The following is a 20081-nucleotide window of genomic DNA, read 5'->3' on the forward strand; positions in this document are numbered from 1 at the left end:
GGTAAGCATGCGTTTCGGAACGCGTCTGCTCCACAATGGAAACGAAGTGGACCCCCATACCGGTGCGGCTAGCATTCCCTTGTATCAAGCTTCGACATACCACCAGTTTGACCTGGATCACCCGGGAGCTTTCGATTATGCCCGGTCGGGCAACCCGACCCGTCAAGCCTTGGAACAGACCATCGCCGCTTTGGAAGAAGGGGAGCGGGGGCTGGCGTTTGCGTCGGGCATGGCGGCAATCTCTACTGTCTTTCTGCTGTTCTCATCCGGAGATCATCTGGTGGTGTCCAAGGATTTGTATGGCGGCACTTTTCGGATGTTGACAGAAGTGCTGCCGCGGTTGGGGATTGAGGCCACCTTCGTTGATACAACGGATCTGACCCAAGTGGAGACGGCGATCCGTCCGCATACCCGCGCATTGTATGTTGAGACACCTTCCAACCCCACGCTCAAAGTAACGGATCTGGCAGGGGTTGCAGCCATCGCCAAACAGTACGGACTGCTCACCATCGTAGACAATACCTTTATGACCCCATACCTGCAGCAGCCGCTCACGTTGGGCGCGGATATTGTCGTCCACTCCGCCACCAAGTTTATCAGCGGCCACAGCGACGTGGTTTCCGGGTTGGTGGCTGTCAAGGATCCGGTATTGGGGGATCGTTTGGCCGGGTTGCAAAATGCTTTCGGTGCGGTGCTAGGAGTGAATGATTCCTGGCTTACCTTGCGGGGGCTGAAAACATTGAAAGCCCGGTTGGATGCTTCTTCTGCCTCCGCAGCTCGATTGGCTCGGGGGTTAAAAGAGATTCCGGGTATTGAGCGGGTGTATTATACGGGATTGCCGGAGCATGAAGGGCACGAACTACAAAATGCTCAGGCCAAGGGGCACGGTGCCGTTCTTTCTTTCGATACCGGCTCCGCAGACCGAGCCAAAGCGGTATGTGACCATGTCCGTCTGCCGATCGTCGCTGTCAGTCTGGGGGCGGTGGAAAGTATCCTCTCTTATCCGGCGAAGATGTCCCATGCTGCTATGCCCCGGGAAGAACGTCTGCAACGGGGAGTGACCGATGGTTTACTCCGTTTGTCCGTGGGGCTGGAGGATCCGGATGATCTTCTGAATGATTTGGAGCAGGCCATTCGAGCACGGCGGCTGGTCTCGGTCAACACCGAATGGCGCGCCTCCATCGTGTAATGGTAAAACCACTTCCATAGGGAAGTGGTTTTTTGTTTGGGGAGCGCCCAAAGGAGATGATAGAATTTCGGAGATGAGAGAATCGGATGGTTCAGCTGGAAAGAAAATCCCCATCTGGATGCAAGGGGGCGGTTTTTGTGATCGAGAAACTTATTGTAAAATAGAAAGGAAACAGAGGAGAAAAGGAGCCGAAACGTCTATGACTATCAAATCAGATAAATGGATTCGCAAAATGGCCCAGGAACAGGGGATGATTGAACCTTTTGTGGACTCCAACGTGGGCAAAGGGGAAGCGGTTAGCTTTGGATTGAGCAGTTACGGCTACGATTTACGGGTAGGGGATGAATTTAAGATTTTCCATAATGCGCTTATGCCGGTGATTGATCCGAAGGAGATTGATGCGGATTCCTTTGTGGATTACAAGGGGGATGTCTGTATTATTCCGCCCAACTCTTTTGCACTGGCCACCTCGGTGGAGTACTTCCGGATCCCGGAAAATGTGTTGGCGGTATGTGTCGGCAAATCTACATACGCCCGTTGCGGCATCATCACGAATGTGACGCCATTTGAACCGGGATGGGAGGGACATGTCACGTTGGAGATTTCCAACACCACGCCTCTGCCGGCAAAAATTTATGCCAACGAAGGGCTGTGCCAGGTGTTATTTTTCGAGAGCGATGAGGCTTGCGAAGTCTCTTATCGTGCCAAGCAGGGCAAATATCAAAACCAGCGCGGCATTACTTTGCCCCGCATTTGAACAGCAACCCTCAGTAACGGTGGAACGGTGCCCCGGGTGATCCGGGGCTTTTTCGTGGCCAAAAAAGGGGAAGCCGCGCCGGACAACGAACATGTTGAGTAATTATGTTTCATCGGGCGTCCAGCAGTTGATCGGCTTCCTTGAATACACAGAGATAATAGTCATCGGAGTGGGGGACCAGATCGCTCCGGAGGATCCGGCGGGTTTCCATCTGTCTTTCACCGGAAACCATTCGAAATCCGGTACCGACAATGTGAGAAACTTCCTGTTGGATCAGGCGGATGGCCTCGGAAAGCCTCACCTGGAACAACCCGCTCACTTCGTCGGCTTGCAAATGAAAATCTTCAAGAGCGAAGGGGGAGTTCGCGATATAGACGTGGCGGAATTCCCGATCGGTCATTTCGGGGTCAGGGTGCAGTGTTTCCGGAATGACGCCGATAAAATGAAACTGGTCGAAGGGGATCGAAACTCCTAATTCCTCTTCCAACTCACGTACGCCGTGTTCCGGCCGTTCCCCCGCCAGGAGATGACCGGCGGCACTGATATCCAACAATCCAGGGTGGGTGTCCTTTTGATCATGGCGCAGTTGGAACAGGATCCACCGCTCATTTTTTTCCTGTTGGATCAGCCAGGCGTGAAAAGTGCGATGCCACAGCCCTTGCCGGTGAACGTCCTCACGGGAAGCCGTCCCGATCCATTGTTGGTTTGGATTGTATATATCCAGCTGTTCCTTCATGATTTCCCTCCTTCGTTATACGGCTTGGCGGTGAAACAGGCCCATCACGTCCAACGGTCTGGGTGATGTTGACAAAGGCTTTCGGATCGATTTCACGGATTTTGGATTTACTTTGGGCAGCTCATACCGGGTGATGACGGTGATCAGCACTTTGCGCTGTTCCCGGGAGTAGGCACCCTCCCCTTCCAACACCGTGATGCCTCGAAAGGAGCAGGACAGCAGTTTTTGTTTCACTTCTTCTCCTTTTCCCGTGATGATCATCAGGGTCAGCTTTACATGGCGGGTATGAATGGCATCAATCACTTTGCCGGTCACGTAGATGGAAGCCATGGTGTACATCGCCAGGTCCCAGTCAAAGATGAATCCGGAGATAAACACGACTACGGCATTCATCGCAAACAGCAATCCGCCCAGCGGCACTTCCTTTTTAAGATTCATGATCATGCCGATGATGTCGAACCCGGCGGTAGAACCGGATGCCCGGAAGATGAGCCCCGTGGCGATACCGGCGATGACGCCGCCGAAGATGGAGCACAGCAGGGGATCCTGAGCGATCTCGCGCAAAGGGATAAACTGCATGCTGAGCGATGTCACCGCGACGGAAAACAGGCTTAAGACAATGAACTCCTTTCCCAGCTTTTTATATCCGACGATGATAATCGGGATGTTGATCAAAAAGATGATCATTCCGGTATCCACCGGAGATACCAATCCTAATATCATCGCGATTCCGGTTACTCCTCCGCTCAAAACCTTGTGGGGAAGCAAAAACATATTGTAAGCAAAAGCCAGCAGCACCGATGAGACGAAAATCGTGATCACGCGTAATACCATCCTGCATTCTCCTCTTACCCATTGCGATGTCCATAAGACCAATGATCATCATAGCACCATTTTTCGATCAGAGGGATGCTGTTTTTATGTCCTTTTTTTTAATTTCACGTTACAATGCCGCTGAATTAGCGAAATGACGTCAAAAAAAAGCCCGGATGCGAATAAGTAAATGAATGGCATATCGTGCTCCAAGAGACGGACTCCTCCATATGGAGTACCTCTTTCCCGTTGATGGGTCGTTGGAGGTAGCCCCGGTCACCGTTTCTTTTACAAAGAAAAGGGTGGCGGAATGGTGGGAGCCGGCACTCTATCCCGGCACAAGCGGTTTGCGATTTTCTTTCTGGTTTTTACATCTTTTTCTCTATCAATCGTTTTTCCATAATATGATACAATGAAGCCCTGAGAACAAGGAGGGTATGAGCGGTGGCTAGAAAGAAAAAAACGCCTTCTTCCGTACCGATGAATCCAGAGCGGACCAGCGGATCGGCAAGTCGATGGAAAAGAGGTGTTTTTACCACTTTTCTTATATGTTTGACGGTTTTGCTGTCATTTACCGTGGCGGCTACCGGGGCGGCGGCCGGGTTTGTTGCTTCGTTGGTCAAATCGGAGCCGGTGCGTAGCAAGGAGGACCTCTCCGCTAAAATATCGAGTTGGTCGCAAACCAGCCAAGGGTTTTTCCGGGATGGTTCCCCTATCGGCTATCTGCGGGCCGATGCGGATCGGAAAGTGGTGACGGTGAATGATGTAAGTCCTCATTTGATCGATGCGCTGATCTCCACGGAAGACCGGGAATTCTACCGGCACAACGGCGTTGTCCCCCGCTCCATGATCCGGGCGGGTTTGCAGAGTATATCCGGAAGTTCTGTCCAGACCGGTGGCAGCACACTTACGCAGCAGCTGGTCAAAAACACAATACTGGAAAACCGCGACAAAAGCTATGAGCGGAAAGCGAAAGAGATTTTTCTCGCGATCCGGATGGATCGCCTGTTCTCCAAAGAAGAAATCCTGAACGCCTACCTGAACAGCTTGTATTTCGGCAAAGGGGCCACCGGCCGCAACATGCTGGGGGTGCAAGCAGCGGCAAAAGGTTTATTCGGCGTGGACGCCAAGGATCTGAAATTGCCACAGGCGGCTTATATTGCAGGGATGGTGCAGCGGCCCAACGATTACAACCCCTTTATGGGAGACAAGGAAAAATCCTTGAAACGCGGGACGGAACGCATGCGCTATGTCCTGAAGAAAATGTTGGAAAACAAGAAAATCAACAAAGCAGAGTATCAACAAGCGATCGATTTTGATATCAAAGGGTCGCTCGCCAAGAGGGAGAAAGAAAATGCCTATCAGAAATATCCCTACCTGACGATGACCCTGGAAGATGAAGCGGCCAAGCGGTTGATGGAAGCCGACGGTCTGGATCCGAAAAAGCTAAGCAAAGAAGGAAAGTATCAGGCCACACTCCAACAGTACAAAGCAAAAGTTTTGACGGGCGGCTACCAGATCCATACGACGATTGACAAGAAGCTGTATGATGCGATGAACAAAGCGGCACAGAACGATGAGCTCTACGCAGCACCGGTTACCTATACCGTTGGCGGAAAGACGATCAAAAACGCCAAGGAACAAGTGGGTGCCACTCTGATCGATGTCAAGACCGGCGCATTGCTCGGTTTTGTCGGCGGCCGCAACTTTGACGAGAACCAGGCCAACCACGCACTGGATTATCCCCGGCAGCCAGGTTCCACGATCAAGCCGCTCTTGGACTACGGTCCCGGGCTGGATCGGGGTGTGATTTCTCCCGATTCCGTCGTAATCGATGAACCTCTGGCTACCAACCGGGGCAAAGTGTATCAAAACTACACCAAAAAATATGACGGACCCATGACGGCACGGGAAGCATTGAAACGGTCGCTGAACATCCCGGCGATCAAAGTCCTTCGTCGTGTGGGTGTTCAGACTGGGTTGGACTATCTTCGCAAGATGGATTTTCCCGTTCATGAATACGATGGGGAAGCTTCTGCGATCGGCGGATTTACCTATGGGTTTACCGTGGACCGGGTGACGGCTGGTTATGCGATGCTCGCCAATCAAGGAAAGTTTAATGAACCCTACTTGATTGAAAAGATTACCGATCCCACGGGTAAAACCGTTTATCAGCACAAAGGGAATCCGGTACAGGTAATGTCGCCCCAAGCGGCTTACTGGACGACGGATATGCTGCGGGATGTGTTAAAAAGCGGTACAGGGACCTACGTGGGTTCGCGGGCAGCCGGATATGATCTGGCCGGAAAGACGGGAACGACCTCCAATACCTACGATGTGTGGTTTATGGGCTATACGCCCGATATTGCACTGGGTGTATGGGTCGGATATGACTATAATCGCCGTTTGCCCTGGGATATGAGGGCCAAGGTGGTGTGGTCGGAAGTGTTCCGGGCGGTGACCCAGACAGATCCCAACCTGTCGCCCCAAGGACACCGCTTTGCTTCTCAGCCGAAGATTCCTTTTAAGTGCTTTGAATGCAATCGAGCCGAGAAAATGAAAGAGGATAAAGACAAAAAGAAGAATAACGAGAAAAAAGAAAGGGAGCAGCCGGAACAGAACCGGCCTCCCCAACCTCCCAACATCGTGCCCCCGCCTTCCGGCAATGACGGCGGCGGTCAAGAGCCCCCGGTGATCAACCCTTTTGAGCCTCCGAATAATGGAGGCGGGGGAGGCAACGGAGGAAACGTAAGGCATTAGAACAAGTCTCACCTCTCCACAAGGAGAGGTTTTTTTATTCCATTTTTGGGAGAGGAAGGGGTCGATGGATGTCGAAAATAATCGAAAACCGGTTGTAGAGGGTGGGTGCGATGTGCAGAGACCGATCTTGATCATCGCGTTGGGATGGCTGGCGGGTATTGCAGCGAATAGTTTCTATTCGTTTTCTTGGGGGTGGAGCGCTGCCGGACTGTTGATTACAGGTGCTACCGGCGGTATTTGGTTTTATCTTCGAAGGAAAGGGCTCTTCCTTTGTCTGTTTTTTTCGAGTTTGTTGGCGGGGATGACACAGATGGCTTGGGTGGATCAGCGCAATGTCAGTCATATTCCAACACCGTCGACGAAAAAGCCTGTTTTCGCCAAGTTAACAGGGGAGGTAGCGGAACCGCCGAAAGTGGACGGGGACCGGGGGACGCTGATGGTTCAGGTATCCAGGCTGCATATTCAGGGTACTAACAAACCCGTTTTCGTACCCGGTGAACGGGTTCCGCTGTCGATTCGTCTGATGTCTCCCGAGGACCAAGAGCGATTGGACAGGTTGCGAAGGGGGATACGCTTGGGTGTAGAAGCGGAATTGTACCGCCCGGATCCTGCCCGGAATCCTGGAGGTTTTGATGATCGCCGGTATTTGTATCAGCTGGGGATTCATTGGCGAGGTACGGTTTCCAGTATAAAAGACATTTCCATTCTGGAAGTTCCTCCGCCCAGTTGGGATGATGTGATGGATGTATTGCGCTTGCGATTGGGAAGTACCCTCGATGCGGTGTATCCTGCAGAAACAGCAGGGTTGATGAGGGGAATGCTGCTAGGCGAACGGTGGGAAGTACCGTGGACGGTGGAAGCGGATTTTATCCGGTTGGGGCTGGTTCACCTGCTGGCCATTTCCGGGCTGCATGTGGGTGTGTTTGCAGGTTGCCTCTATTTTGTGCTGACCCGTGTAGGGGTTACCCGTGAAAAAACGGCTCTCATCATTATCTTTGCCTTGCCTTTTTATGCGGTATTGACCGGTGCGGGAGCGCCGGTGATCCGTTCCGTAATCATGGCATCCTTGGCCCTGACAGCGGTGATCCTTCGCCGGTGGAAGGACACCCTTTCCTTTTGGGGAGCTGCTTTGTGGGGGATGTTGTGCTGGAATCCGTATCAAGCATTTCAGCCGGGATTTCAACTTTCCTTTGTTGTCACACTGGCGTTGTTGGTGGGGGTGGGTCCGGTCAGCCGGTGTCTCCCCTTTTCCATGCCCGGAGTCAATCAGTTGCTGGCTGTCCCTTTGGTTGCACAAGCAGCCTCATTTCCCCTGCTTGTCTATCATTTTCATGAGATTTCGTTGCTGTCGTGGTTTCTGAATCTATGGGTCGTACCTGCAGTCAGTTTGCTGGTCATTCCCCTGGGTTTGGCGGCATTGGGATTGGGTTTGATTCATCCTGCCCTGGGGTGGCTGCCGGCAGGCATTTCACACTTTTTATTGAAAGGAATCCTTTTCGTTACTTCGGCTGTCGGGAAGTGGAAAGGTCCTCAGCTTCACAGCGCGCCTCCTTCCCTCGGGTGGATGGTCGCCTACGGAGCCATTCTCGTGTATATCGCGGTTTCTCTGGCCAAGAGAGTCCCGAGATCAGGGGTGCATCGTTGGATTTCCCTCATCCTGCTGAGCGTGTGGATCCTCGGGTTGTGGATACCATTTCCGGGAAGGAAAGAGTTGCAAATCACCTTTTTGGATGTAGGCCAGGGTGACAGTGCGGTCATTGAGACACCATCGGGTCAGGTGATTTTGATTGACGGCGGCGGCAGTTTGTCATTTGGTGAGGAAAGCTGGGAACGTCGACGCAAACCGAGGGAAGTGGGGGAAGATGTCGTCGTTCCATTTTTGAAAGCACGGGGGATTCAGCGGATCGATTGGCTTGTGATGACCCACGGCGATGCGGATCATATCGGCGGATTGAAGGCGGTGGCGGAACAATTGCCTGTCAGCCGGGTTATTCGTAACCCCCATCCAACCCGAACATCCTTGGAACGGGAATTGATGGACCGGTTGCGGCGGTCCGGGTCGACCGTCTTTACTGCTCCTTTGGGTATCCGATGGACACTGGAACCCGGAGTAAGCTGGCAATTCTTGCACCCTGGACCGCTTCAGCACGGGCGCTTGGATCAGACCAATAACGATTCGGTGGTTTTTCTGCTGACTGCCTACGGTTACCGGGTGATGATGACGGGGGATATCGAAGAAAAGGGGGAAAAGACGATGTTGCGGCACTGGGACTTGCCGGCAGTGGATGTGTTGAAGGTGGCCCACCATGGAAGTGCCACTTCAACCTCCGAAGGATGGCTGGACGCGATTCGCCCGCGTATGGCGGTCGTTTCTGTGGGACGAAACAATCGGTTCGGCCATCCTGCGCCGGAAGTGATCCGGCGACTGAGAGACCGGGATATTACTGTTTTGCGGACGGATCGCAACGGTGCGGTGACGGTGCGGATGCAACCCGGGAAAATAGCGGTCGAATCCATGTTGCCGTAACGGAAGACGGAGGCTGCTAGCAAAGTCCTGGGGGAAGGTTTTTTACCCTTACTATTATCGCTTTCTGGGTGTCGTTGGAGAATCTATTACGCTGATGTTTGCTTCGCCCTTCAAAAAAATAAGGCTCTTACTTCGTGTATATGAACATAAAGTAGGAGCTTTTTAATAGGGGTAAAGGTAGCGGTGGAATTTGATTTTATTACCCATATATAAGTAAAAAATAAATATATTCAATAGATCTGTATCAGATTTCTTAAACAGGAATCTATTTAATTACTGGTTGAATACCTTTCCCTTTACCAAATTCTCAACATAACTTAAAGGAGAATGAAATCGCATGCAGGGAAGGAGGAGGTTTGATGAGCAGAGTTGGGTACAAATGGTCGGTCCATCGGAGTTTATTTAAGGTAAAGGGTCTCAAAGGTTCGATCCCGTCCACGGTTTTGTATTCGCCGGAAGCTTTGGAGAGGATGATGCGCCAGTACGGCGTGCTGGTGTTGAAGCCCTCCGGCGGGATGGGGGGATATGGGGTCATCCGCATTGGCCCCCAGAAGAAGGGAGGATATATGGCCCACGTTAACCAGAAAGTCAATACTCTGAAGAATGCCGGATCCCTGGCCGCAATGGTGCGGAAAATCAACTCCCGTTCCAAAACGCGATATCTGGTACAAAAATGCGTCTCCCTGGCCCAAATCGGACACCAACCCTTTACCGTCCGGACCATCACTCAGCGGAAACCCGGTTCCCCTTGGGTCTTGACGGGATGGGTGGCTAAAACCGCTGGTAATGGGTACTTCATCACCAACAGCCGATCGGGGGGCGGGGTCCATACTGTGGAGCAGGCCCTAACCAAATCAAATGTCCGCCGGAGAAGGAAACATGTGCTGAAGGAACTGAAGGAAGTCTCCCTGCTCGCCGCCCGGATACTGGGGAAGGATGTACCGCGACTAAAGGAGATCGGTTTTGACATGGGCATCGACAGGAACGGTAGGGTATGGATCCTCGAGGCCAACCTTAAGCCGGGTTTCTACGCGTTTAGGAAGCTGAAAGACAAATCCATGTATCGCCGTATCATGGGCTTTCAACGATCCAGTAGCTAAAAGCGTCGCGAGAGGAATCGCCGGACCTCCCCCGGCGTCGCCATTTTTGGTCAATGGTGGAGACACGGGGCAGGTGGTTTTCTGATCAAAGGAGAAGAACCGCGAATCCGATAGCGGGAACCGGTACGACGGTTATGGTGGTGGGAAGCCTCGTCTGACCCCGGGAAAGAGGATGGAAAGCTTTGATCCAGAGACCAAATAACATCCCTGAATTCTCCCTATTAATCCGTTCACAATTGGAGGTACGCAAAGAGGCCAAGGTAGTTAACCTTGACCTTTTTCAATTCCTAGTGCGGCTTTTTTGTTATTAAAGTATACAATCAAATTCAAGCATCAATACCTTTACCCCAATTTCAGAGATCCCCAAAGCACCTATCAGATATCTACACAGCAGAGATTTGCACAGAGATATCCACAGAAATAGTCGATATTTTCCCACGCACCAACGGTCACAGAGCGAACCCAGGTGCGTGCCGTACTGTTGGTGCCTGGAACCGCGGAATTTCCCGAAAATTCCCCACAGGGCGGTGGGCGTTTCTTTACCTATTTAGAGGTGATTTTCTAAATAACCCTACGGAATTCTCCAAATTTATAGAGGTGACCGGATCATTCGGGAAAATTGTACGCTAAGACACATTACGGGTGAAATCATAGGTGGCCGCTAATCTGTATTACCGGACATCCTTGAAACCCTACCGTACATTTTTCCCGGATCGGTCCAGTGACCCCAACCAAATCGGGTTTGTTCGCAGATCTATTGTGTATTGTCTTAACTTATCCCGGAGTAGTTGAATCCGGCAATTGCTTGAGGTCCATCATAGTCAACAGTATATTTTCTGTATTCTAGGGGGGCGAGGTGTCATCTCCCCTCTTTCTTTCATAGATTGCTCATAGCTTATCATGAAGGAGGAGGTAGTATGGCAATCAGTCCCCTGTGTCGAGAATTTGCTCGTATTTTTGGCGGTCAGGCACAAGTAATTAACGGAGTGTGTACAGCTACCAAAGTTCGAAATAACATCAGAGTAAGAATCATGGGGCGGAACTCCAGATCCTTCTTAACCATTCCATCCGCCATTTCTTTTGAAAGCCGGGGCCGAGATGGTCGGGCTTTGTGCTTGGGGGAAACCGTTATTTTGACCAGTGAGATCAACCCGTTTATCAGCCAGCTCCGAAGAGCAGGTATTCTAGTGACAGGTCTGCACAACCACTGGCTCTTTACCAATCCCCAAATTTGGTTCATCCATTTTCAAGCTATTCAACGTCCTCTGGTCTTTGCAAGGAATGTACGGAATGCCTCCAGAGTATTAACCAATCGACCCGTCGGTCCGTCAAGATAAATGGATAACACCCCGTCTCAAAGGAAGCGGTAACGAGGTGTTTCGCTGAGAAGGTCTCTCTTTTAATAGTCCTTAAAGACGTCAACCAAGGCAAAGATGGTGGCAATCACCAACAAAACAACAGAAGATGTTTCAGACCAAACCCGTAAACGTATTTGTACATTTTACATCACCTGAGACATAGCCTAAATTTGTTGGATAGGCTATTGAATAGAAGATTTTAATTGTGATCTTGCCTACGTATAACATGTCTGCTCCATATGCATATGGTATTGGATGTATCCTCATGAAGAGTGACTCCCATGAAAAAAACACCCCGCTTGAGGCTGTCCCTGCCTAAGTGGGGTGTTTGCTTAGGGGGATATTTAATAACATTGGCAATGAGACTCTTCCTTATTCCTGCCGAGTGCCAACCGTAAGGAGCGGAGAGTTACGAACGGGACACCTAAGTGCAGAGCGAGACACCTAGGTTAGCTTGGGGATGACCTACGTCCCGCAAAGGATATGGTCACGGAGCGGATCATAGTACCAAAACACCCACCCTACAGGTAGAACACGGGGACAGGCCGCAGGGAATAACTTTAATAACCAATGTAGGTTCCTGGAGAGCCGTATGCGGTAGAAGCCGAACATACGGTTCGGGAAGGGGGAGATGCATCTCAGACACCTGGCCCCCTACTTCACCTGGTATTTCCCCTTTTTAGGGGGGCGAGAAATCAAAGGCCTGGTTATATTACGGGTGCAGTTGCTGCCGGATTCTGTTCGGGGACTTCCTGGTAGATGTCGCCGATAGTGTTCTGTGAGATCTGGGATGCAGGTTCCAGTGGGTAATATCCTTGTTGGACCATCCATTGCCAGACATCATAAGCGTGGTGGGAGCTCATTCGGAACCCGTCTTCCAGGAATAGCCTAAGGTCCGGATGGGACATCTCCATGGCCGCCCAGGCGTACTCCCTTCCGGCGCGTTTTAGTGTCAGGAGGTAGGCGGTGGCGATTTCCTGGTCATTGAATGTTTGGGCGTTCGTTCGGGGAGTAACGGTTTGACCCGCTACCGGGGACTGGGTGAAGGATTGGAGTACCGGGTTCAAATCGGGTATAGGAAGTTCCTTTGTGGGACCCTGTGCGTTTTTCAGGTATTCCACCTTCATGTTGTAATCCCGCACATGAAAGGGAAAATGACGTTCAATCATGGATTTCAGTCCAGGATCCTGGGCATGAATCATGAAATTCCCCATGTTTGTAATGGAGTTAACGCAACTCATGGTTAGTTCGTGAAGGTCATAAAGCTCATGACCGGCCAGTTGCATGGGAGGTTCCCTCCTTTGGTTTTTGAGTCACAGATAGCTTAACAACCATCCCTGACGTCTATGCAAGGGTTTATATGTAAAAAAAGGTAAATACGGCATCGAGAACGCGATCGTGTTGACGTGGCCGGAAGAAACATTCGGGAACCATCAAGCTCTCCGGTGTTATCTGTGTACGGATGCATCCCTTCATAACGAAGAGATCTCATGCGGTTTAGGAATGTAGCTGTCCATTAAACAAAAAAGGAGCGTAAATCACGCTCCTTTTTGATAAGCATTTCACATGCGAAACAGCCCGTATACAGAATTAGGTTCCTATCAGTTCGTACCAGCATGACCTCTCGAATGTAAAACAGAGCAGTAAAGGAACCTAAAAACCAGTTGAGGAATCATTATCATTGTCTGAAAGTATCATCTTGAGGACGTTGGGCGATATCCTGTCGTCCATCCAGCAAGTGATTCATCCCACGAACAAGTGTGTCATCTTCAAGAACCGACCATAAATGATAACCCAAGTCCTCTCGATCCACCAGAACTTCTTCCAGAACTTCAACCGTTCCAAAGTCCCCCAGCTCATGAGCCCGTCGAATTTGTTTCCTCATCATGTGTTGAATTTTCAATTCGTGCTCCAGATCGTTCCGAATGAAATCCCGCATCGTGTAACGACCTTCTACTTCATGTTTAATGTAGGAAATTTCATGCTGGGTTACAGGGTGAGCGGTGGGGACCACTCCCAACCGAGCAATCCGCTCGCCAATTTGATCAATATGTTCTACCGTCTTTTCGATGTGTTCTTCCAATAGCTGGTGGAGACTTAAAAAAGATTCCGCTCCTTCGGTTAACCAGTGATGTTTCGTGTACTGATGCAAGGCAACATTTAGAGCACAAAGATGGTCATCGAGTTGCAACCCCATCTCTAACCGAATGTTTTCAGGTAGGCTGATACCCGCTCCATGTATCCTTGCTGTCCGAGGCTCTTGTCGAAGCACCATTGATTGGGCATGCTCTGAAGTATGGCCTGGCATGTTCGGATCAAAACCGGACATATTCATTTTGAATTCATCTTGGAAATGGTCAATTTTCTGATCAAGCAGACTAAAGTCCATGTTATTGCTTGGATGTTGCGGTTGCTGTCTCATTTTAATCCTCCTTATTCATAAAAAACGATCATTCTATTTTTGAACCAGAAGAAATTCTTTATTCACCACACAATACGATTGATTGAAATGTTTATATTGATTGTTTAACAAACTGGGGCAACCAAGGATAAGAACCTCTTTTTTATTTAACAAAGCCCCTACTAGTAGGGGTTTTTTGTAAAGGAGGATTTTACGGTTCTTTTTTTAGATTGTCCCAGTTTTTTAAAACAATCGGTATAAATCATGTAAAAAAGTACCAAATAGTATTTTAGGGCATTCTAACCAAAGCTAGGAGGAAACTCAATGAAAAAGTGGATGGCAATGCTGGCTGTAGCCACTATTCTTACAGTAGGTATGCAAGCTGTTACAACAGTTCCTTCCGTTGCGGCCGCGGTGGCTGTTGACAACAATAACAATAACCAAGGTAACAACATGATGAACACTGCTACTACTAACGATGATGACAATGATACCGACTGGGGTTGGATTGGACTCCTCGGTTTGCTTGGCCTCCTGGGTCGCAGAAGACGTGAAGGTAACCGATAATAAACGAAAAAAGTCCACCTTTTGGTGGGCTTTTAATATGGCATCGAGAGAGCATTTGTTGCGTTTCGAACATCCCCATTAAGTAGTTGATTCAAGTCATAAGCCGGGTAAAGCCCCCGTTGAAGCATGTAGTAAAAGACCATACCATGCAATTGGATCCCGGCAATCAATTGTTTTGCCAATACCTCACGAAGCACTGGTGTCGCCGTTTCTGTGATCGCAATGGAATAGTTTCGTACCGAGGTCTTGGCAAGCCCCAAGAGATCCCCGGCATAAAAGGAAATGTCTCCGTGATCTTCCACTTGCACCTCGTCTGCCACATGCGGAGCTGCGGGATAAAACGCCAACAGTTCGCGAAGGTTATTAGTCAGGGCTTGTATAGCGAAAGCGTAGAGTTTTTTTAGGGCCGGATCCTTCACTTTCCGAATCGACTTCTTCAACTTAATCAGGCCAACCGATTGAAAAGCAACCAACTCGTGCATATCCAACGTTTCATGCCATGCCAGGCGACCCATGGATGGGTAAGGCATTTGCCGTTCCACTGCACATCGCTCCCTTACAGATATCCATCTTAGCCTATGGATCAAGAGAGGAAACGTGCCTATTTTGGGCGGACTTCCTTAGGTGAAAAATAAGGAATGAGGCGGTTTTTGTAGGTTTTATGTAACATGATCAGAATTATGTAACGTTATATACATCTCACAAGCAAAACAAACTGTATACGATATACAGAGCAAATTTAAATTGGCTATTCGATCAACCGTCGTAAGAACAACAAAAACACCGAAGTAGACGAAGAAAGGGCGCATCAACCCTTATCCGGTGTTTTTGTTCAACAACCCGCCCTTCCAGATTCATAACACATTATATAAATGAGCACTTCATGACGTGCAAAAAATCCTATGCTCAAACAGTACTTCTTTACTACTCTATAAAAACAAATCGACTGGTTCCCGTCTCATTTCTTGAAAAACCCNAAAAGGAAGCGGTGACGAGGTGTTTCGCTGAGAAGGTCTCTCTTTTTTTAATGGTCCTTAAAGACGTCAACCAAGGCAAAGATGGTGCAATCACCAACAAAAACAACAGAAGACGCTTCAGACCTATTCACCACCGAGACATGTTTTTCACGCTATATTATTCATAGTCTAAATTTGTTGGATAGGTAATAAAAGATTTTAATTGTGATCTTGCCTACGTGTAATATGTCTGCTCCATCTGCATATGTATTGGATGTATCCTCACGAAGAGTGACTCCCATGAAAAAAACACCCCGCTTGAGGCTGTCCCTGCCTAAGTGGGGTGTTTGCTCGTTTTTCAATTATTTCCCATCAGGGAAGTGGACTAAAAACTTCCCAGTAATCTTGAGCATACCAAAAAGAGTTTTGGTCATATTACTGGAGTGTATTTCAAAAAAAGATAAAAATATCCTCGTTCGTTTTGGGTTTCTACATCAGGATACAACCTATAATTGAAAAATTAAGTAGAAGAAGGTAATCGCTAATACGACAAAGTTCAAACCGCGGCTGAGATAAGCCACTGTCCTTGATAGTGCTATATCGAGGTTTCGATTATGCTTGGTCATATAGGGAACAATCCCCAGAATCAAGGAGGGAAGCATACGGGAAAAGCCATAGAGGGCTCCCAGCAACGCTCCGTAGAGGGGATTTAGGAAAAACCCGAGGAAAAGATACAAAATGTAGAAGCTGACATGAGGGATATATGTAAAAATCCCCGCTCCAAGAATGACTCCCCACACCACCATATCCATGCCATCTCGTTGACTTACCCAGCTTCCGGGTATTTGCCAACGCCACTGTGGAATTTTCAACTTAAGGAATCGGAGTTCATGAAGCGCGCTTAAGAACACGAGACTGGACAGCAAAAAAACTTTTACCGGGGCAGGTAACAGAACCCCAAGAATGAAGAACCCATCCGTAATTAGAAATCCAAAGAAAGCACCCGATAAAATAATGGACAGGGCGTAAATCGCTGTTCTTTTTAACCACAAATGGATGGTAATCCTCTCACCGAGAGGATGGACCGCCAGGGTCGCATTGATCCCTCAAGCTGTAGTGAGGGTCGTGGTTCCTGCGATGAGGGCTAAGAATGCCGCGATGATACTCTCACTGTTAAGGAAAACCGTGGTTGTCGTCATGTTTTCACCTCCAAAGGAAAGGTGCCTCATACGGAACAAAAAAGCCGCACCCGCAGTCTGTCGAATAACGAATGTATGGATTACTGCCCAGGGTGCAATCGCAACAGACCCAGGTACCCATGGAGGATGTCCGGCACCAACACCCCGTCGGGTACCAAGCATACGAAACTTTATAACTGGAAGGACACTTGCTGTTTCCTCTTGGACTGGGGCACCCGCTGCAGAAGCGACCAAAAGGGGGGGTACACTGATCCCCTGGCCACGAAAGTTGGCACCAACGTGGAGAAGCTGCCAAGAAGAGAGCCGGCTGCATGGCAAAGTCCATACAAGCCTCGAATACACCATTTGTCATGGTTTTTAAAAAACGTCTTCTATCCACCGATCGGGCGATATTCTCCGCGAGTAAGCGGAAAAATCCTTCGATTTTTTTAAGCCGGTGCACTGGTTTTGTCGCCCCTTCCTTTTACCGCAACAAAATCGCTGTTCAGGTACGAGATTAACCCATGGATATGTTCCATGCCATTGCACAGCCCCTTGCCGCGCACCACCCCTTGTTTATCCAGGATAAAAGCGAATGGAGTGACACGGACCCGATGTTCTTCCAGGATACTGTGATTCTCGTCTGGAATTATCTCTCCTTTCAATTCTTGATTATTCACCATTTCCACCATCTTTTCTTTGTTCCCGACAACGATGACGCGGAAATGGATATCGTTACGTTCATGAAAAGCATGGTTCCAATCGGGTATCAGATCTTTACAGACCTCGCAGGTGGGGCTCAAAAAAACCATCAGGGTGGGCTTGCCCGTTTGAACTTGGACCGTTTGTCCGTTCAAGGTTTTCCGGTTATTTAATAAAGGAACACGGTCTCCAATCGCAATACCATCCCGAGCGATACTTTCTCCGGTACTCAAATACACTTCACCAAACTGCCGAAAGATAATGAAGAGGGTAAACCCGATAAACAAAACAACAACCCACAACAGAATAGTGGAGTACAGCAACACCTCATTCATGGTATTCCTCCTTTCTTAACGGACCGGAGAGGTGTTTATGGGGGTATTTGAGTTTGGACAATGCCTTTTGATGAGATGACCAGACCTTTTGAACCAACACGGTAAGAAGGGCAAGAGTAACTCCGACGGTTATTAAAGGAAACCGGAAGTGGATCTCATCCGAGAAATGGTGTCCCAAAGCTAACACGATACATGTGACGAAAAGAAACCCGATTTTGGTGAGTGTCCATCGGTCTACTTGTACGTCCAAAAAATCTCCATAACAACCACAAGTAATGACTTTCCCCGAACGAATCACGGACCGAATGGCATAGGCAAAACATAAAAGTAGTCCCATAAGAAGAAAGCTTCCCCAAACAGCCGTGCTTGGGAACAAAAGTAGACTGGCTCCCAACAACTCTATTGGCGGTAATAGATAACCGAATATCCGGTCATAGGGTGATGGGAGAACTCCATAGGCTTCGACCAATGCCACAAAGGATGGGAGACGGAGGAATTTAAAGATCGACGAGAACAGGAAGATGGAACATAAGTAGATTGTTAAAACACTGTAAATAATTTCTTCCATTTTCCTTTTCCCTTCTCCCAGTAATGATTTTTTACGGAGGACTTTCATGTGGGTTCATTGATCCTCATCACCGTAATTTCTGCCGAATTCAACCCAATGAAAGTCCTTTCGTTAGTTCACCCATAGGTTATGACTCGGTTATACAAATGGTGCCTACTTTCTCCCTAGATGACACCAAATTTAAGCTTTGCTCCTTCTACCCAAAGAGGCGGGTTTGGATGGAGTCATAGCCTCTAATACTGTTTATCGGATATCCAAATCGAAAATAAGGAACCCTTTTGACCATCGGGAGGAAGACCTTCAAGGGCTCGTAACATGAGCAGGATAAAAGCACCTGTTAAGTGATTGGGTACAACCGAGGTCTCTCTAAGAGCCTCGGTTTTAAAGTTTAGTATGGAAGGCCATTGACTATGTTATAAACCATATCGTGCACCCTGGAGTAGTTTGTCATTTCAGTATGTAGCGATTTCGGACATCTTCATCATAGGAGCTTGCTCCGATATCATTGAGATGTCCCACTTTCACAAGGGTATCTTGTCCCGGAGTAATATGTTTAAAACCACCAAAAGCGTAATAGTCAATGATAACAGTATTTATCGGTACGCCCCATCTTTGAAAAAAAAAGAGAGCATATCTCACAAGGAGCGGAAAGGCTCTTCTGTCATCGCTCCCAGGATATTCCCGATAACCTCCTTCGGATATCGAATGAAGAAAAGTTTTCCCGGAATGAATGGTGACACTATGATACAATGAACACGCGAAAATAGAAGCGTTTTTCGATTGAATGCAACAAATCAGGCAGGTGCTGCGTCTGATAATTAGGAGGGATCGCTGTGGTCGATGCGGATTGTGTTCGGCAGGCACAGCAGGGAGACCGAACCGCAATCGTGCGGCTGCTTCGGGAAGTGGAAAACTCCGTGTACAAGACGGCCTATTATATGCTGGGAAACGAACACGACGCGCTGGATTGCACGCAAGAGGCGCTGTTGCGCATCTATCACCGTATAGCCAGCTTTAAAGGGGAGTCCCGCTTTGAAACATGGGTGCAACGAATCGTAACCAATATCTGCATAGACCATCGGCGCCGGTCGAAGAAGACGCTCCCTTTGGAAGAGGAGATCGGCTCTTCAGACCCGGCCTCAAGGCATAAGGTGGAGTGGTCCGGGGTTGCATCCGACCTTCGTTCCGCCATCAAACGCCTGCCGGAACACCAACGGACTGCTGTAGTGCTGCGGTACGTTCACGGGTACCGTTATGATGAGATAGCCGAATCGATGAATCTGCCGCTCAATACCGTGAAGTCTCATCTTTTTCGCGGACGGAAGAACCTTCAGGCATGGCTCGTCGATTATCAGGAAGGCGGTGTGATACCATGAACTGCTACCATATCATGGATTTGATACAGCGCAACTTGGATGGCGACCTTTCCGCCAAGGAACGATCGATCATGACCGCCCATATCCAGAAGTGTCCCCAATGTGCCGATTTGGCTGACCGGTTAAACCGGGTTTCTTTTCAATTGGATCAGCTACCGGATGTCAAACCGCCCGTCAGCGTTGTGGACCGTTTGTTGCCCGAATTGGAACAATCTGATCCGGAAAAGGTGTCAGATTTTAACCGAAACCGGACGTTTCCCAGCCGAAAGAAGAAACGGTCACGGGTGTCCGGGCCGGTTTGGCGGTGGGGGGGCGGATTGGCAGCTTCCGTGTTGGCCGTTGCGGTTGTGGCGGGACTGATGTATCAAGGAGATACTCCGTCGGCTCCAGCAAAAACCGCGCAGAAAAAATCCCCCTCGACCTCCAAGGAAGAATCTTCCGTCGGTGCTTTGTCCGTAGGAGACGGCCAGGTGCACATGGCTTCAGAGTCCGGCCCTACGAAAGTACTCTGGTCTCCTGACCGCCGGTATGTGGCACGGATCGGCAAAACAGGCGCTGTGATACAAACCCGGGATGGCAAGGTTCGTTTCCGGTCTGCAGCATGGATACCCGGCTCACAGGCCCAAGCGCAGTGGACGGATAAGCGCGAGCTGATGATCCGGCTTCATTGGCCGGAGCCAAGAGGTCCTTACCACGGGGAAAAACGGGAGATCGATCTTCGGAACAAAAAGGAGAAGAAAACGGCTACGAAGTAAGTG

17 protein-coding genes are annotated in these 20081 nt (G+C 49.3%); 9 read left to right on the plus strand and 8 right to left on the minus strand.

The features are described 5' to 3' along the window. Positions 1-7 precede the first annotated feature (7 nt). Positions 8-1189, plus strand: coding sequence for an aminotransferase class I/II-fold pyridoxal phosphate-dependent enzyme (locus IEW70_RS07155; protein WP_188647236.1), 1182 nt, complete (start codon positions 8-10; stop codon positions 1187-1189). A gap of 199 nt (positions 1190-1388) precedes the next feature. Beyond that, the gene (gene dcd / locus IEW70_RS07160) at positions 1389-1946 is read left to right on the plus strand and encodes a dCTP deaminase (RefSeq protein WP_188647237.1); all 558 of its coding nucleotides are present in this window, start codon (positions 1389-1391) and stop codon (positions 1944-1946) included. A gap of 109 nt (positions 1947-2055) precedes the next feature. On the opposite strand, the gene IEW70_RS07165 is transcribed toward dcd, so the two are convergent. Continuing rightward, positions 2056-2682, minus strand: coding sequence for an NUDIX hydrolase (locus IEW70_RS07165; protein ID WP_188647238.1), 627 nt, complete (start codon positions 2680-2682; stop codon positions 2056-2058). A 15-nt stretch (positions 2683-2697) separates the two neighbouring features. Continuing rightward, on the minus strand, positions 2698-3516 hold the full coding sequence (locus tag IEW70_RS07170; protein ID WP_373285931.1) for a YitT family protein: 819 nt from the start codon (positions 3514-3516) through the stop codon (positions 2698-2700). Positions 3517-3939: 423 nt separating this feature from the next. On the opposite strand from IEW70_RS07170, the gene IEW70_RS07175 reads away from it, so the two are divergent. From IEW70_RS07175 to IEW70_RS07190, 4 genes are all read left to right on the plus strand, one after another. After that, on the plus strand, positions 3940-6255 hold the full coding sequence (locus IEW70_RS07175) for a transglycosylase domain-containing protein (protein WP_188647239.1): 2316 nt from the start codon (positions 3940-3942) through the stop codon (positions 6253-6255). 112 nt (positions 6256-6367) lie between these two features. Beyond that, positions 6368-8782, plus strand: a complete 2415-nt coding sequence (locus IEW70_RS07180) for a DNA internalization-related competence protein ComEC/Rec2 (RefSeq protein WP_188647240.1) — start codon at positions 6368-6370, stop codon at positions 8780-8782. A gap of 359 nt (positions 8783-9141) precedes the next feature. After that, positions 9142-9882 carry a YheC/YheD family protein gene (locus IEW70_RS07185; protein WP_188647241.1) on the plus strand — a complete coding sequence of 247 codons (741 nt, stop codon included), beginning with the start codon at positions 9142-9144 and terminating at the stop codon, positions 9880-9882. Between the two features lie 917 nt (positions 9883-10799). Then, a complete protein-coding gene (locus tag IEW70_RS07190) occupies positions 10800-11219 on the plus strand; it encodes a DUF1259 domain-containing protein (RefSeq protein ID WP_188647242.1) in 420 nt (139 codons plus the stop codon). 728 nt (positions 11220-11947) lie between these two features. On the opposite strand, the gene IEW70_RS07195 is transcribed toward IEW70_RS07190, so the two are convergent. Together IEW70_RS07195 and IEW70_RS07200 are read right to left on the minus strand one after the other, a co-directional pair. Continuing rightward, positions 11948-12526, minus strand: a complete 579-nt coding sequence (locus tag IEW70_RS07195) for a spore coat protein (protein ID WP_188647243.1) — start codon at positions 12524-12526, stop codon at positions 11948-11950. A gap of 392 nt (positions 12527-12918) precedes the next feature. After that, positions 12919-13662 (minus strand): Dps family protein, encoded by a 744-nt coding sequence (locus tag IEW70_RS07200; RefSeq protein WP_229751872.1) that lies wholly within the window; start codon positions 13660-13662, stop codon positions 12919-12921. Positions 13663-13965: 303 nt separating this feature from the next. Between IEW70_RS07200 and IEW70_RS07205 the strand changes: the two genes are divergently transcribed. Further along, on the plus strand, positions 13966-14208 hold the full coding sequence (locus IEW70_RS07205) for a WGxxGxxG family protein (RefSeq protein WP_188647244.1): 243 nt from the start codon (positions 13966-13968) through the stop codon (positions 14206-14208). Between the two features lie 32 nt (positions 14209-14240). Here the strand turns inward: IEW70_RS07205 and IEW70_RS07210 are convergent, their stop codons facing one another. From IEW70_RS07210 to IEW70_RS18475, 4 genes are all read right to left on the minus strand, one after another. Beyond that, positions 14241-14738, minus strand: coding sequence for a spore coat protein (locus IEW70_RS07210; RefSeq protein WP_188647349.1), 498 nt, complete (start codon positions 14736-14738; stop codon positions 14241-14243). 932 nt (positions 14739-15670) lie between these two features. Further along, entirely contained in the window at positions 15671-15970 is a 300-nt protein-coding gene (locus IEW70_RS07215; protein ID WP_188647245.1) for a hypothetical protein, read from the minus strand. A gap of 821 nt (positions 15971-16791) precedes the next feature. Beyond that, entirely contained in the window at positions 16792-17379 is a 588-nt protein-coding gene (locus IEW70_RS07220; RefSeq protein WP_188647246.1) for a TlpA family protein disulfide reductase, read from the minus strand. Next, a complete protein-coding gene (locus IEW70_RS18475) occupies positions 17372-17995 on the minus strand; it encodes a MauE/DoxX family redox-associated membrane protein (protein ID WP_373285932.1) in 624 nt (207 codons plus the stop codon). Before IEW70_RS18475 ends, IEW70_RS07220 begins: the two co-directional genes overlap by 8 nt. A gap of 785 nt (positions 17996-18780) precedes the next feature. Between IEW70_RS18475 and IEW70_RS07230 the strand changes: the two genes are divergently transcribed. Both IEW70_RS07230 and IEW70_RS07235 read left to right on the plus strand, forming a co-directional pair. Beyond that, a complete protein-coding gene (locus IEW70_RS07230) occupies positions 18781-19323 on the plus strand; it encodes an RNA polymerase sigma factor (protein ID WP_188647248.1) in 543 nt (180 codons plus the stop codon). Next, positions 19320-20078 carry an anti-sigma factor family protein gene (locus IEW70_RS07235; RefSeq protein ID WP_188647249.1) on the plus strand — a complete coding sequence of 253 codons (759 nt, stop codon included), beginning with the start codon at positions 19320-19322 and terminating at the stop codon, positions 20076-20078. Before IEW70_RS07230 ends, IEW70_RS07235 begins: the two co-directional genes overlap by 4 nt. The last annotated feature ends 3 nt before the right edge of the window (positions 20079-20081 follow it).

It is taken from the genome of Marinithermofilum abyssi (assembly GCF_014641195.1).
Lineage (GTDB): Bacteria > Bacillota > Bacilli > Thermoactinomycetales > DSM-45169 > Marinithermofilum > Marinithermofilum abyssi.

What these genes read in the sequence shown, in the direction of transcription:
- IEW70_RS07205 (WP_188647244.1), top strand. Translation starts at nt 13,966, where the DNA reads ATGAAAAAGTGGATGGCAATGCTGGCTGTAGCCACTATTCTTACAGTA.
- IEW70_RS07220 (WP_188647246.1), bottom strand. Translation starts at nt 17,379, where the DNA reads ATGAATGAGGTGTTGCTGTACTCCACTATTCTGTTGTGGGTTGTTGTT.
- IEW70_RS07165 (WP_188647238.1), bottom strand. Translation starts at nt 2,682, where the DNA reads ATGAAGGAACAGCTGGATATATACAATCCAAACCAACAATGGATCGGG.
- IEW70_RS07190 (WP_188647242.1), top strand. Translation starts at nt 10,800, where the DNA reads ATGGCAATCAGTCCCCTGTGTCGAGAATTTGCTCGTATTTTTGGCGGT.
- IEW70_RS07155 (WP_188647236.1), top strand. Translation starts at nt 8, where the DNA reads ATGCGTTTCGGAACGCGTCTGCTCCACAATGGAAACGAAGTGGACCCC.
- IEW70_RS18475 (WP_373285932.1), bottom strand. Translation starts at nt 17,995, where the DNA reads ATGAAAGTCCTCCGTAAAAAATCATTACTGGGAGAAGGGAAAAGGAAA.
- IEW70_RS07210 (WP_188647349.1), bottom strand. Translation starts at nt 14,738, where the DNA reads ATGCCTTACCCATCCATGGGTCGCCTGGCATGGCATGAAACGTTGGAT.
- IEW70_RS07235 (WP_188647249.1), top strand. Translation starts at nt 19,320, where the DNA reads ATGAACTGCTACCATATCATGGATTTGATACAGCGCAACTTGGATGGC.
- IEW70_RS07215 (WP_188647245.1), bottom strand. Translation starts at nt 15,970, where the DNA reads ATGGTGGTGTGGGGAGTCATTCTTGGAGCGGGGATTTTTACATATATC.
- IEW70_RS07195 (WP_188647243.1), bottom strand. Translation starts at nt 12,526, where the DNA reads ATGCAACTGGCCGGTCATGAGCTTTATGACCTTCACGAACTAACCATG.
- IEW70_RS07170 (WP_373285931.1), bottom strand. Translation starts at nt 3,516, where the DNA reads ATGGTATTACGCGTGATCACGATTTTCGTCTCATCGGTGCTGCTGGCT.
- IEW70_RS07185 (WP_188647241.1), top strand. Translation starts at nt 9,142, where the DNA reads ATGAGCAGAGTTGGGTACAAATGGTCGGTCCATCGGAGTTTATTTAAG.
- dcd (WP_188647237.1), top strand. Translation starts at nt 1,389, where the DNA reads ATGACTATCAAATCAGATAAATGGATTCGCAAAATGGCCCAGGAACAG.
- IEW70_RS07200 (WP_229751872.1), bottom strand. Translation starts at nt 13,662, where the DNA reads ATGAGACAGCAACCGCAACATCCAAGCAATAACATGGACTTTAGTCTG.